We start from the raw sequence: 13801 nt of genomic DNA on the forward strand, positions 1-13801 counted from the left end.
TTCTTCGATGAAGTATATAAAGGTTTTAATACTGATTTGCGTTATTGTTTCTTTGGTCATCTTTGTCTATGCTATTGATTATGGATACGTCATCTCTTCAATACAAAAAATTGGGTTTAAATTTATCTATCTGATTGCCATTACAGGTATTGCGTATGTTTTGGGTACCTTAAGTTGGAAGTACTGTATGGCTGATCAGGCTGTTGATATTTCGCTAGTCAAATTATTTTTGATTCGCCATGTGGGTGAAACGGCAAGTTTACTCAACCCGGCAGGCATATTGGTTGGCGAAACGGTGAAGGCTCATCTTTTACAAGAGCATGGAATTGAAAAAAAAGCGATCCTTTCTTCCATATTGGTTTCCAGAGTTATTATGATTGGAACACAGCTCATTTTATTTTCCTTTGCTCTCAGCGTTCTGCTGTATACCAACTCAACGATTATAAGCTCGCCTATTCGCCTGGAATTTGCAGTAGTAACTGGTATTCTTCTTTGCTTAATTGCGGTTACTTCATTTGTTTTTAGAAGAAAGTTTACGATTATATTGCTCAGAACCAGGTTGGGTATTGTCGTATTTGAGAGAACAATAAAACTAAGATTGAAATTTTCAGAGCTTAAGCAAGATATTTCAAATCTTTTTGAAGATCATAAAAATGCCCTATTTCTGGCAGTAATTTTTGCGCTGTTGCACTGGATTGCTGGATGTATTGAATTTTATCTTATACTGCAATTTTTAGGGGTAAACATCCATATTGTGCAAGCCTTGTTATTGGATATGGGGGTTATATTTTTCAAAGCCGCTGGGATCTTTATTCCCGGACAAGTTGGGATTGAAGAATTCGGCAACAAGATCATGCTCGCTGTAATAGGAATAACGGGGGTTGAAATTTGGACTATGGCTTCCATATTAAGGCGTTCAAGACAACTTACCTGGATAGTTATAGGCTTTATCATCTATTGGTTTATGTACCGAATAAGGCTTTCAAACTTAAAAACACTGAATGGAAATTCTGTTTATTAGTCACAAATACCCACCCGCTTTAGGAGGTATGGAGAAACAGAGCTTTGAACTAATTAATGGATTAAAGCCCTATTTAAAAGTGCACAGTATCGTGTATGAAGGAAAGGAAAGCAGGCTGAGCTTCTTTTTAAAGCTTAACCAGAGGATTATTCTGCTTTGTAAAGAAAACCAAGGGATCTCAATTATTCATTTTAATGATGCTTTAGTAGCTGCCTGGAGTTTAACGCATAAGGGGTATTCCCATCTTAAACGAACAATGACCGTGCATGGTCTGGATATCGTTTTCCCTTCCCGAATATATCAGCATTTTGTACTTCCGAAGTTTAACCGCTTTGATTTAATTTTCGCAGTAAGCAGGGCTACTGCTGAGGCTTGTATTTTAAGAGGTATTTCTCCAGGGAAAGTAGTGGTTGTTAATAACGGAGTTGATACTAGCATAAAGCCATCTCTTTTAAGAGCCGATATTGCTATAATGATGAAAGAGAAATATCACCTGGATTGTACAGATAAAAGAATATTGGTAGCAATGGGAAGACCTGTTAAACGGAAAGGGTTTTCCTGGTTTATACAAAATGTGCTACCAAAGTTGCATGAGGACTTTATTCTATTACTTATTGGACCTTCTGTTGAGGAAAAGACTGACTTCAAAAATTACTTATTTAAAAATATACCTTCATTTATTCGAAAGCCAATGGAGCTTTTCCTGGGATATCCGTCAGACAGACAAACGGTTATTACACTAATAAAAAATCCTCTTATTTCAGGTAGAGTTAAAAATTTAGGGAAATTACCTTTTACCGACATCATTAATATTCTTGGCATTGCAGAAGCTTTGATTATGCCTAATATCTATATTAAAGGGGATATGGAAGGATTCGGTCTTGTTGGCCTGGAAGCTTCAATGTGTGGCACCAAAGTAATCGCTTCTGGAATAGAGGGAATAACAGATGCTGTACACCCAGGAAAAAATGGTATTCTTTTGCCTACTCAAGATGCAAATGCATGGATTGATGCTTTAAATCAACTCATAAATGAACCTAAAAAAATGAACCGTGCTGATATAATTAATTATACAAAACAGCAATTTAACTGGAAAAAAATGACAGATCACTACCTGTCATTTTTCAAAAAGCTAATAACAGAGCAAAGACAGTATACGGATACTACATTATGATCGACTTGTTTTTTACCTATTAATTACTCAAAAGTAATTATTTCATAATCGGCAAAAACTTCTTTAGGAGTGCCTGTCCGTACAATCGCCCCATCTTCAATACAGATGATCCGTTCTGCCAAACGTAAGATCTCCGCAGGGTCGTGACTTACAATGATCATGGTCGTCTGCTTAAACTGGTATGCCTTTTTAATCTCCTTTTGTATAGAAAGACGCATTTTGTAATCAAGGGAAGAAAAGGGCTCATCAAGCAATAATATATCAGGTTTTCGGGCAAGGGCACGGGCAAGAGCAACGCGCTGTTTTTGTCCCCCTGATAATTTATCAGGCTTCTGCTTTCGGAAACCGGTTAAACCAAAGAGCTCCAGAAGCTGATCAACCATTTCTTCATCCGGAATAGTCTGCGCAAAGCGAATATTTCCCTCTATGGTCATGTTTGGGAACAAGGCATAATCCTGGAACATGAAACCTATATTCCGATTTTGAGCAGCGACATGGATCCCTTTATCAGAATCAAACCAGACCTTCTCGCCATATTTAATAATCCCCTTATCAGGTTTAGTGAGTCCTGCCAACATTCGCAGTAAAGTAGTTTTGCCTTCGCCTGATGCGCCAAACAAAGCAAGAAGTTCTCCACTAGCAATCTCTGACTTGAATATCAGGTTCATTTTACCACTGGGAGTGATTAGCTCTTTTTCGATATCAATATATATTACAGGATTTTCCATTGATCATTTTTTCTATTGACACTATAAATTACAGCAAGGAGCACGAAAGAGATCCCAAATAGGATAATAGCATATTGATCGGCAAGGGCAAAGTTTAAGGCTTGAACTTCATCGTAGATAGCTATGGAGGCTACCCGTGTTTCGCCTGGAATGTTTCCTCCAACCATCAGCACGATACCAAACTCACCAATACAATGTGCAAAAGTTAGGGCAATTGCGGTTATAAAGGATGACTTGACATTAGGCAGTAGAACGCGGAAGAATGTGGTGGTTTTCGACTTACCAAGCGTATAGGAAGCTTCAGACAAACTATCGGGCAATGAACGCAACCCACTCAGGAGCGGCTGCACCATAAAAGGCAGGCTGAACAGAACAGAGGCTATAAGGATCCCTGGAAAAGAAAAGGCAAGTCTGATATCCATAGTCTGGGCAAGCCATGCACCAAAGGCATTGCGGGGACTGTACACCAGAAGCATATAATAGCCCACTACGGAAGGGGGCAAAACCATTGGCATACTAATCAGCGCTTCTACGAGTGGTTTAGCCTTAAACTTGGTGTAGGCTAAACCATAGGCAACAGGTATCCCCAGCAGAACAAGAATCAAAGTGGTCAGCAAGGCTAATTTTAAAGTGATCCAAAGTGTGATTAGAAAATCGATATCCATTAGAACGTTTTGAATAAGTAGCTTTTAATTTTTGCAGATTAAGGTACAATATATCCATATTTTTCAAATATAGGTTTGCAGGCTGCACTCATAACAAACTTCATAAATTTTGCTGCCCCGGGATTGTATTGAAAACCTTTAACCAATACCATAGCCTGTTCAACAGGTTTGTAACTTTTAGGATCAGGTATGATGTAACTACCCTTCATTTCAGGGGTTTTTACCAAAGAAAGTGCAAGGATACCAACCTCTGCATTTCCGGTTTGTGCAAACTGAGCAGCCTGTGAGATATTATCAGCGAATACTAATTTATCTTTTACCCGGTCATATAAATGATAGTATTTAAGACATTGAATTGCCCTTTCTCCATAGGGAGCTAAGTCTGGTTTTGCTACTGCAATGTGTTTTACGGATTCAGATAGGAGTTTATTCATGCTTTTAACGTCAACTGAATTGCTCCATATTGCCAATTTACCATAGGCATAAGTTTTAACCTCACCAATAACGGCACCCTGTGCTTTAAGTTTTTCAGGAAATATTTTATCAGCGGCCATGAAAACATCATAAGATGCCCCGTTTATAATTTGCTGATATAAAGTACCCGATGACCCAATAGTTAATACCAGATGCGTTTTCGGATTCAACTTTTGATAGTTGGTCTTGATCTCCTCAAGGATATAGCGAAGATTAGCGGCGGCGGCCACTTTAATGGTTTGAGCTGTTGTGTGTAAAGAAAACAAAACAAGCAGGCCTAAAAATATTTTTTTCATTTTTGATTTTTATAAAGGTGTTGAGGCATTAATTATTTGACTTCAGGTGTTTCGAAAAACTGTGGTTTAATGGTGAACATCAGGTAAGCATATTGAGGCGAGTGACTATCCTGACTGGCCTTTTTTAGGGTTCTGGTTCCATCCGTAGTAAAATAGGAACAATAACCTAACTGAATGGCTGCTTCTTTAGTTAATTTATAGTTGAATACCAGATCCAGTTCGGAACCAATATTACGTTTCACTTGCAGTTTGTCCACGATCATTTGTTTAGCCAGTAAGAAATGATGCAAGGTTAGATCAGCAGATAATTTACTTTTACCGGGATAGGATACTATAGCCAGATAATCGATCAAGCCTCCTTTAGGTAAGGTAGCCCAATATTCCATAAACCCGTTAAATAAGTGGTTTACTCCGTATAATTTATTGAAGGTATGATTTTCAGTACTGGCTGTTTCAGGTGATGTACCGGAGTAATAATCTGTACCTAGTGATAACCCGAAGGAACTGCTGAACTTATTATTGACTCTAAAAGCCAAAAGGTAGGCATCCAGATTTGTGGAAACACTGCTTTTCCCCGATTGAGTATAGGCCGTCAATAAAAAACTAAGTGGTATGGAGTCATTTTTTAATTCTAACGTACCGCCTATTGTGTTCCGATGGTATAGATTTTTCAGCAGTGCTGCAGTGGTTCCCTCCTGAAATCCCTCTTGCGTGCCTAGCAGGGAAAGATTTAAGCCGTTCAAGATTGTTTTTTTCATCCATAAAATGGAGATGTCTTTATACATGCCACTTACATCATACACAGACTCACTTAAAATATCATTTTTATTGCCATAGCCAAAAGCAAGATTTGCTTGAAAGCTGCTGTTGTTATATTTTAACATAGCCAGATCGTGCGCATTGCCTGTATTGCTCCATGGTGCAGTACTAAACAGCCGGCCATCTTCGTATTGAAGACCCTGCCTTCCAACCTTCACTGAAAGGCCCTGCATTAATAATAACTCCGCATAGGCTTCATAAATCCCTAAGCTTGCCGTCTGTTTAAGATCCGTTGCCCCATAAATCCGGCTATCTTGCATAGTGAATTGAGCAATGATCGCGTTGCTTTTATAATTAGCACCCAGACGGGTACGCTGAAGTCCAATGCCTACCGGTTTTAATGAATCGGCTAATGGTGACTTGAAGCCATTTCTGTATTCAAATCTGGGTCTGAATTCTCCATCAATAAGAATATCCTGCCCTTTTGAAGGGACCGAAAAAAAAAGCATAAAAAGAGTGCAAAAGAAAGTAAAGTGTAACTTCATTCGTGATAGGATTTAAAATATATAATTCGATATAAACTTAAAGAGATAACGATAGGTAAAAAAAATCACATATTTATTTCAGCATTAATTTGCTTCACAAATACGTTTACTTGTTTTTCGATCTGTTGATATTCATTCAAAACTCTAAGGCCAGAGGAAGTAAGCGTTGCTCCTCCTCCACTTGTTCCACCCCGTTGTTTAATGATTAGTGGTTCGACGGCGACAGTATTCATATCGTTAATCAAATTCCATGCATGCTGATACGAGATTCCCATGATTTTTGCTGCTGATCGAAGACTTCCATTTTGTTGAATATGCAGTAACAGGTTGATCTTAGTTTGATCAAGGTAAATCTGTTTGTCTTTTTTAATAAAAATACGGCATTCTACTTCAATCATATATCTATTCGTCTATAGCGATAATGACCTCTGTAGATTTGATAATTGCATATGCCATGTCATCTGCCTTAAGGTTAAGATCGGCGATTGCATCCTTGGAAATGATAGCAGTGATAACATTTCCGTTTCCTAAGTCAAGTGTAATTTTCGCTGTTATTAATCCTTCTTCAACTTTAAGGACCTTTCCTTTTAATTGATTTCTTGCACTTAACTTCATATATATGATACGTTTTGTTTTAACTATAAGACAAACCTTATGCCATAAACGTAAACGCCTACTTATCAGTTCCTTATTAACTTATTGCTAATTATAAAAGATACCTCCAGGTAGGAAATAGATTACTTAATACATTTATGTAGCTAATTTGTTTATTAATTACCATTTGTAATAAGGTCATGATTTTGAACGAAAGAGATCGCATCTTCCAGGTATCTTTCCGCAAACCCTTCTTCGGGTTCATTTTGATTGATCTGCTGAACCAGGTCTTTAAAGGTTTCGTAGTTAGAGAAGTCTTCATTAAGAGCAAAATGCGTATCAAAATCTGAGATCATATTATGCTGACTACTACTTGAAATACCCTTAGTCAGTAATAAAGCTTTTGCTGTATTAATCAGGGAGGTATAGGCATGATGAATAGAATCAGCATATAGACCTGCATCAAAAGTATTTTTTGCTTTATCAATTTTATCGTAAGCCTGCTGCAACAGTATATAGGTGAGGTCTACTGTCTCACCGGCACACTCTCCCGTGCCAATAGCTGTTTTATATGTTTCCTTATATCCCCAGTCAATAAAATCCAGATGTGTTAAGTTTGACAGATCAGACAGCGGCTTTAATAGCGTATAATAAACTCCTTTGTTATACCGGTCATAATAGTCAAAGAAAGATTCATTTAAACCAACATTTTCTCTATAATGATTTAAGATAAGTCGTAAGGCATCTGGTGCACGGCGTACAGGGATCTTTATAATTTTATCGGCAAAACGTCCCTCGCCATTTCCTAATATACCCCCACCAATAAGAATCTGTACAGCTGGAAGAACTTTATTATCTGCCCTTAATGAACTTCCATGCAATCCAATAGAAGCAATCGCATGATGTCCACAGGAGTTCATGCAACCACTGATCTTAACTTTGATATCGGTATGGTGCATTAAATCTTTATACTCTATTATAAATAAGTCTTCCAGTACCTGAGCCAATCCAAGACTATTTGAAATAGCTAGATTACATGTTTTGCTTCCTCGGCAAGACATCAGATCTAAAAGACTACCGGCACCTGACTCAGCTAAACCTAGCTCATTTAATTTGGCAAAAAGAGTAGTCAGATCTTCCTTCTTTACGAATCTTAATACCAGGTTCTGATTCCCGGTTACTCGGATATCATCAGCAACTCTGTTTTTAACATAAGAAACTAATTTCCTCAGTTTGTCTGATTTAATATCACCACCAGGCTGAAGCTTTATATAAATTCCATAGCAACCACCCTGCTTTTGCTCGAACACATTTGTCTTGAACCAAGAATTATACTTTGTATCCGGAATAAATTTTGTTTTCTCATTCAGGTGCTGGTGTAAGCCGGACAAGGGAATACAATTCCGATCAACGCAAAGTGATTTTACAGGGAGAGCCATTATTTGCTGTTCAATAAGAACCAACATCTCTTTTAATCCTATTTCACGAACGAAATACTTCAGTCTGGAACGATTTTTATTCTTTCGCTCGCCGTATGAGTTAAACACACGTAACACGGATTCAATAAAAGGAATCAATTGATCTTCAGGAAGAAAGTCCTTTATTTCCTGTGCCAATAGAGGTTGGGCTCCAAGTCCCCCTCCAATAAGCACCTTAAATCCTCTTTGCTCTACACCATCCAATTGCCTTAAGCGAGGCAGGAATCCCAGATCATGAATGAAAGATAAACCGGTATCCTCTTCACTGGAAGAAAAGGAGATTTTAATTTTCCTCCCCATTTCCTGACAAACCGGGTTATGTAGAAAGTATTTAAAAACGATGTATGCGTATGGCGAAACATCAAATGGCTCTTTAGGATCTATCCCTGCTAAAGCGGTTGCGGTAACATTTCTGACAGAGTTTCCACCTGAACCCCTTAATGTAATATCTACCGTTTCAAGTTTGTTCCATAGTTCAGGAATTCGTTCCAAGCTAACATTATAGATCTGAATGTCCTGTCGCGTAGTAAAATGAATTAAGCCATCCGAATACGTTTCAGATATATCAGCAAGTAAAAGCATTTGACGAAAAGTTACTCTTCCAAACGGAAGCTTTATTCGTACCATTTGTCCACCCGCTTGCCTTTGACTGTATACACCTTTAAGAGTACGCATACTCCGAAACTGATCTTCTGATAAATCGCCCTTTTTAAAGGCGGATATCGCTTCTTTTAACTCGTCAATATCCTCTTGAGACTTTATAGATTCTACTGTATTAGGGTGACTTTCATTCATGATTATAAACTATAGTAACTTCAGGGCTTCAATACGCTCCCATCTTTGTTGCAAACCTTCTTTCGCCAAAGCTAGAAATTCATCTGCCTTTTCAGGGAAATTATTTTTTATCGTAGCGAATCTATTTTCTTTATATAAAAAGTCTTCTAAAGGAACGCTAGGTTCACGACAATCAAGCATAAAACGCTCCCCTTTTTCATTTAAAGGATTATATCTGAACAGTGGCCAATAACCAGTTTTAACTGCCTGGGACTGTTGCACAAGCGCCTTTTGAATATCATATCCATGGGAAATACAGTGACTATAAGCAATGATTAATGATGGTCCAGGATATGCTTCTGCCTCAATAATTGTTTTTAGTGCATGTGCATCATTTGCACCAATTGCAATTTCTGCAACATAAGCCGTTCCATGGGCAATAGCCTGCATAGCAAGATCTTTTTTACCGGTTGTCTTTCCTTTTGTGGCAAATTTAGCACTGGCACCAATAGGAGTGGATTTAGACTTCTGACCACCTGTATTGGAATACACTTCCGTATCCATTACCATGATATTCACATTCTGTCCGGTTGATAAAACATGATCTATTCCACCAAAATCAATATCATACGCCCAACCGTCACCACCAATGATCCAGATGGATTTATTTTCAAGAAAGTCGGTTAGCGGAAGTAACAATTTTGCAGACTTACTATCGTTACCAGCTAACAGTTCCTTGAGCTTCCCGACATATTTTTGTTGATTAACAAAATCTGATTCCGTTTCCTGTGGGTTTAAAAGAATACTTTCGGATAGTTCGGAACCAACCTCTTTTTCTAATAATTTCAATAAAGAAAATGCGTAATCCTGCTTTTTATCCGTGGCCAGTTTAATCCCCAAACCAAACTCTGCATTATCTTCAAAGAGTGAATTTGCCCAAGCAGGTCCATGACCACTGCAATTCTTTGTCCATGGCGTTGTAGGAAGATTACCTCCGTAAATAGATGAACAACCTGTTGCATTTGCCACGATCATTCTGCTTCCAAATAACTGGGTTAATAATTTAAGATAAGGCGTTTCACCACAACCACTGCATGCACCGGAAAACTCAAATAAAGGTTGCAATAATTGAGAGGTGCGCACTGTACTGTGACTAATCCGGGTACGGTCAATTTCGGGAATAGAAAGAAAGAATTTCCAGTTTACTTTTTCAACTTCCTTGATAGGCAGTACCTCTTCCATTTTTAAAGCCTTGGAACCCGGATATAATTTATCAGTTACCGGACAGACCTCCACGCAAAGATTACATCCTGTACAATCCTCTACAGCAACCTGAATCGAATACACCTCATTATCTTTTGAAAACTCCCTGCCCATAGGACTGGTATATTTAAAAGATTCCGGTGCATTCTCCAGTAAGGCCTTGTCGTACACTTTTGGACGAATAGCGGCATGCGGACAAATTATAAAACATTTACCACATTGGGTACATGAAGGCGTATTCCATACAGGCACCTTTTCCGTAACATTTCGCTTCTCATAGCAGGTTGTACCCGTTGGAAAAGTACCATCGGCAGGTAAAGCACTCACAGGAATTTCTTCCCCATCACCTGATATAATTTTCGACAATACCTGTTGAACAAAGTCTGAAGCCCCGGTAAAGTCAGGGGTATCAAAGCCTTTATTACCGGCTATATATCCGGAGTAATCCACCTGGAACAAATTTTCAAGCGTTTTATCTACCGCATTATAATTTTTCTCTAAAATGGCCTCTCCCTTTCTACCATACGTTTTCTTAATCGATGCCTTGATATGTCCAATCGCTTCTTCCTGAGGAATGACGCCTGAAATAGCAAAAAAGCAAGTCTGAAGGATCCCATTTATGCGTGAGCCCATTCCAGTTTCCCTGGCAACTTTAGAAGCATTTACAACATAAAACTTAAGTTGTTTGTTAATAATGTCGTCCTGAATGATCTTCGGCAACGTGTCCCACACCTCCTCCTTTGAATAAGGAGCATTTAATAGAAATGTGGCTCCTTTTTCTGCAGTCTGTAAGAGATCATATTTATGAACATGCGTAAACTGATGACAGGCAATGAAGTTTGCAGAATTAATCAGGTAGGACGAGCGAATTTGTTCAGCACTAAACCTAAGATGGGATACGGTTAAAGAACCTGATTTCTTTGAATCATAAACAAAGTATCCCTGAACGGCATGATCGGTCACTTCTCCAATAATCTTAATGGTATTTTTATTTGCACTCACTGTTCCATCGGCACCCAATCCGTAAAACAAGCCTCTGAATAAATGTTTTTCAAGCGAAAACTCTTTGTCGTACGCTAAACTAAGATGTGTAATATCATCCAGAATGCCTATCGTAAAACTTTTCTGTGGAACCTCTTTTTTCAATTCTTCAAAAATGGCTTTTACCATTCCAGGATTGAATTCTTTAGAACCTAAGCCATACCGGCCTCTTATTACTGTAGGCATTTTACCGCTCCAACCTTCATGCAAAGCAGAAATAACATCCATATAAAGTGGTTCTCCAATAGATCCGGGCTCTTTACAACGGTCCAGCACAGCAATAGATTTTACACTAACAGGCAGTGACTGAACGAAATGAGCAATCGAGAAAGGACGGTAAAGATGGATCTGCAGACATCCTGTTTTTTCACCTGTTTGGTTCAGGTAATCAACCGTTTCGTATACTGCACCAGCACCGGAACCCATAATAATGATCACTTGTTCAGCTTCAGGATCACCATAAAAATCGAACAATTTATACGCTCTCCCTGTCGATTCCGAAAGCTTTACCATGGCAGCCTCAACCTTAGAGGGAACCTCCAAATAATAGGAATTACACGCTTCCCTACTCTGAAAATAGACATCCGGATTTTGTGTAGTTCCCCTGATGACAGGAGCTGCCGGGTTTAGTCCTTTATTCCGGTGACGGGCCACATCCTCATCAGAGATCATTTCCATGATCGTTTCATCGGGTATAATTTCAACAGAATTCAATTCATGAGAAGTACGAAAACCATCGAAGATATTCATAAAAGGAACCGAAGAACTCAGCGAAGCAGAAGTAGCAATCATGGCCATATCATGTGCTTCCTGTGGATTGCTGCCAAACAGCATCGCAAAACCAGTAGAACGCACAGCCATAACATCACTATGATCACCAAAAATAGAAAGCGCATGAGTCGCCAATGCCCTTGCAGCAATATGAAAAACAGTAGGCGACAATTCACCTGCTATCTTATACATATTCGGGATCATCAATAACAGTCCTTGAGAACAAGTAAAGGTAGAAGACAAAACACCCGCTTGCAGTGCACCATGAACAGCTCCCGCAGCACCTCCCTCACTTTGCATCACGGTTACAGAGGGAACCTCCCCATAAATATTTAACTTATCATCACTGCTCCATTCTTCCGCCCATTCCCCCATTGCCGAAGAAGGTGTTATTGGATAAATAGCACAAACTTCACTTGTTTTATATGCTATGTGGGCGGCAGCCTGGTTACCGTCAATGATCTTTGTTTTACTCATTTTCGTTGTTTTTCTGATTTCTCAAACCTTTATATATTCTTGTACTGATGCTATATTTCTTTATCCTTAAACCTATTATCCGTTCCGTAATCCCCATAATTTCAGCCGCTTTAACAATGTTGCCACGGGTACTGGTCAGGGTATCAATAATCATTTGTTTTTCTACACCATCCAAGACATTCAGCAATGGCCCCTTTCGTTCTGTATGTGAGGATTCCGCTGTTTGAAGTGTTGGTGGTAAGTTTTCTGAGTTAATTACGCCGCTTACACTCAATATGCAGGCGCGTTCAATACAATTCTCCAGCTCACGGATATTACCCGGCCAGCTATAAATCATCAATAAATCAATGGCATCACTGGAGATCCGTTTTACAGACGCATTATTCATATTATTGAATTTCTCTATAAAGTGATCTGCCAGGGTAGTGATATCCGTCTTCCGCTCCCTCAAAGAAGGAATATGCATCGGAAACACATTAATGCGATAATATAAATCTTCGCGAAACAGGTTCTGTTTGATCAACTCCTCCAGATTCCTATTCGTAGCCGCAATAATGCGTACATCTGTTTTAATCGTTTTTGTACCCCCTACTCTATCAAATTCCCTTTGTTGAATCACTCTCAACAGTTTTACCTGTATAATGGTAGGCAAATCGCCAATTTCATCCAGAAAGATCGTTCCGTGATCAGCTAGTTCAAACCGTCCTTTCCGCTGACTGGCAGCCCCTGTAAAAGAGCCTTTTTCATGTCCAAAGAGTTCACTTTCTATCAAATTCTCCGGCAAAGCAGAACAGTTTACTTTGATAAAAGGCATATTAGCACGGTTGCTCGCATAATGGATCGCCTCTGCAATAAGTTCTTTCCCGACTCCACTCTCGCCTCTGATCAAAACGGTCGCGTTTGTAGGAGCCACTGTACTCACAAGCTGATAAACCTCCTGCATTCTTCTTGAACTTCCAATGATATTTGCAGGTCGTTTAAAGCCTTTTAATTCGATACTTAACTTCTGATTTTCACTCTTCAGCCTGACCAATTCTTCCAGTTGATCCTGCCTTACCTTTACCGCCTGGGCAATAAGAGAGCCCACTATACTTAAAGTTTCCACATCCTGAACAACCGAAAAATGATCATTCTTTAAACGAAAAATACTGATCGTACCCACCGATTGTTCATCTACTTTAATGGGCACACAGATAAAAGAAACACCACGATTTTTCATCAGGTCGTAACCTGTTTTATTTAAAAAGCGACTTTCTTTTGATATATCAGGAATAGTAATGGAGCAACCCGTTTTCACCACCAACCCTGTAATGCCTTCTCCAATCCGATATACCCCTTTTGCTTTGGCTGCTGCAGTAATCCCATATCCATCTTCTATGTAAATAGTGGACTGGTCACGATTCAAAATGGTAATCATACTACGTTTCGCGCTGATATACTTGTTCATTAGCTCTAAAATGGGATAAAGAACATCTTTAATATCTACACTTCCATTTAATAGGGTACTAATGCCAAAAAGCAAAGGAAGTTCAGATTGTCCGTAACAATCTCGGCCATTTCTCACACAACATGATAACATATAGGGGTATTTTAAACTATTTAAACTTTAAGCTCGAATAAACTCGACAAAAACAGACAATTCGATCTTATACTTTAAATTTAATTCATTATCTGCCCATAAAAAATGACTTCCATCAATAAAAACTAGATTTTTATAAGTTTTTAATAGTAAAATTTAATA

Annotated in this window: 11 protein-coding genes; 2 read left to right on the forward strand and 9 right to left on the reverse strand. The window is 38.7% G+C overall.

All coding sequences use genetic code 11. The features are described 5' to 3' along the window. The first annotated feature begins 7 nt into the window (after positions 1-7). The gene (locus ADIARSV_RS11690; protein ID WP_016195733.1) at positions 8-1021 is read left to right on the forward strand and encodes a lysylphosphatidylglycerol synthase transmembrane domain-containing protein; all 1014 of its coding nucleotides are present in this window, start codon (positions 8-10) and stop codon (positions 1019-1021) included. Then, a complete protein-coding gene (locus ADIARSV_RS11695; RefSeq protein ID WP_016195734.1) occupies positions 1002-2195 on the forward strand; it encodes a glycosyltransferase family 4 protein in 1194 nt (397 codons plus the stop codon). The genes ADIARSV_RS11690 and ADIARSV_RS11695 overlap by 20 nt, the downstream gene beginning before the upstream one ends. Positions 2196-2218: 23 nt before the next feature. Here the strand turns inward: ADIARSV_RS11695 and ADIARSV_RS11700 are convergent, their stop codons facing one another. From ADIARSV_RS11700 to ADIARSV_RS11740, 9 genes are all read right to left on the reverse strand, one after another. Then, a complete protein-coding gene (locus tag ADIARSV_RS11700) occupies positions 2219-2923 on the reverse strand; it encodes an ABC transporter ATP-binding protein (RefSeq protein ID WP_016195735.1) in 705 nt (234 codons plus the stop codon). After that, positions 2908-3588, reverse strand: a complete 681-nt coding sequence (gene modB / locus ADIARSV_RS11705) for a molybdate ABC transporter permease subunit (RefSeq protein WP_016195736.1) — start codon at positions 3586-3588, stop codon at positions 2908-2910. Before modB ends, ADIARSV_RS11700 begins: the two co-directional genes overlap by 16 nt. A 38-nt stretch (positions 3589-3626) precedes the next feature. Beyond that, complete coding sequence (gene modA, locus ADIARSV_RS11710) at positions 3627-4358, reverse strand: molybdate ABC transporter substrate-binding protein (RefSeq protein ID WP_016195737.1); 732 nt, start codon at positions 4356-4358, stop codon at positions 3627-3629. Between the two features lie 32 nt (positions 4359-4390). Next, positions 4391-5662 carry an alginate export family protein gene (locus ADIARSV_RS11715; protein ID WP_083936573.1) on the reverse strand — a complete coding sequence of 424 codons (1272 nt, stop codon included), beginning with the start codon at positions 5660-5662 and terminating at the stop codon, positions 4391-4393. A 65-nt stretch (positions 5663-5727) separates the two neighbouring features. Continuing rightward, the gene (locus ADIARSV_RS11720) at positions 5728-6060 is read right to left on the reverse strand and encodes a winged helix-turn-helix domain-containing protein (RefSeq protein ID WP_016195739.1); all 333 of its coding nucleotides are present in this window, start codon (positions 6058-6060) and stop codon (positions 5728-5730) included. Positions 6061-6064: 4 nt separating this feature from the next. Further along, positions 6065-6277 (reverse strand): TOBE domain-containing protein, encoded by a 213-nt coding sequence (locus tag ADIARSV_RS11725; protein ID WP_016195740.1) that lies wholly within the window; start codon positions 6275-6277, stop codon positions 6065-6067. A 155-nt stretch (positions 6278-6432) separates the two neighbouring features. Further along, positions 6433-8529, reverse strand: a complete 2097-nt coding sequence (locus ADIARSV_RS11730) for a HEPN domain-containing protein (RefSeq protein WP_016195741.1) — start codon at positions 8527-8529, stop codon at positions 6433-6435. Between the two features lie 9 nt (positions 8530-8538). Then, a complete protein-coding gene (gene nifJ / locus ADIARSV_RS11735; protein WP_016195742.1) occupies positions 8539-12060 on the reverse strand; it encodes a pyruvate:ferredoxin (flavodoxin) oxidoreductase in 3522 nt (1173 codons plus the stop codon). Next, positions 12053-13639: a sigma-54 interaction domain-containing protein gene (locus tag ADIARSV_RS11740; protein ID WP_016195743.1), complete on the reverse strand. Its 1587-nt coding sequence runs from the start codon at positions 13637-13639 to the stop codon at positions 12053-12055. Before ADIARSV_RS11740 ends, nifJ begins: the two co-directional genes overlap by 8 nt. Between the last annotated feature and the right edge of the window lie 162 nt (positions 13640-13801).

It is taken from the genome of Arcticibacter svalbardensis MN12-7 (assembly GCF_000403135.1).
GTDB lineage: Bacteria > Bacteroidota > Bacteroidia > Sphingobacteriales > Sphingobacteriaceae > Arcticibacter > Arcticibacter svalbardensis.

What these genes read in the sequence shown, in the direction of transcription:
- ADIARSV_RS11690 (WP_016195733.1), top strand. Translation starts at nt 8, where the DNA reads ATGAAGTATATAAAGGTTTTAATACTGATTTGCGTTATTGTTTCTTTG.
- ADIARSV_RS11695 (WP_016195734.1), top strand. Translation starts at nt 1,002, where the DNA reads ATGGAAATTCTGTTTATTAGTCACAAATACCCACCCGCTTTAGGAGGT.
- ADIARSV_RS11700 (WP_016195735.1), bottom strand. Translation starts at nt 2,923, where the DNA reads ATGGAAAATCCTGTAATATATATTGATATCGAAAAAGAGCTAATCACT.
- modB (WP_016195736.1), bottom strand. Translation starts at nt 3,588, where the DNA reads ATGGATATCGATTTTCTAATCACACTTTGGATCACTTTAAAATTAGCC.
- modA (WP_016195737.1), bottom strand. Translation starts at nt 4,358, where the DNA reads ATGAAAAAAATATTTTTAGGCCTGCTTGTTTTGTTTTCTTTACACACA.
- ADIARSV_RS11715 (WP_083936573.1), bottom strand. Translation starts at nt 5,662, where the DNA reads ATGAAGTTACACTTTACTTTCTTTTGCACTCTTTTTATGCTTTTTTTT.
- ADIARSV_RS11720 (WP_016195739.1), bottom strand. Translation starts at nt 6,060, where the DNA reads ATGATTGAAGTAGAATGCCGTATTTTTATTAAAAAAGACAAACAGATT.
- ADIARSV_RS11725 (WP_016195740.1), bottom strand. Translation starts at nt 6,277, where the DNA reads ATGAAGTTAAGTGCAAGAAATCAATTAAAAGGAAAGGTCCTTAAAGTT.
- ADIARSV_RS11730 (WP_016195741.1), bottom strand. Translation starts at nt 8,529, where the DNA reads ATGAATGAAAGTCACCCTAATACAGTAGAATCTATAAAGTCTCAAGAG.
- nifJ (WP_016195742.1), bottom strand. Translation starts at nt 12,060, where the DNA reads ATGAGTAAAACAAAGATCATTGACGGTAACCAGGCTGCCGCCCACATA.
- ADIARSV_RS11740 (WP_016195743.1), bottom strand. Translation starts at nt 13,639, where the DNA reads ATGTTATCATGTTGTGTGAGAAATGGCCGAGATTGTTACGGACAATCT.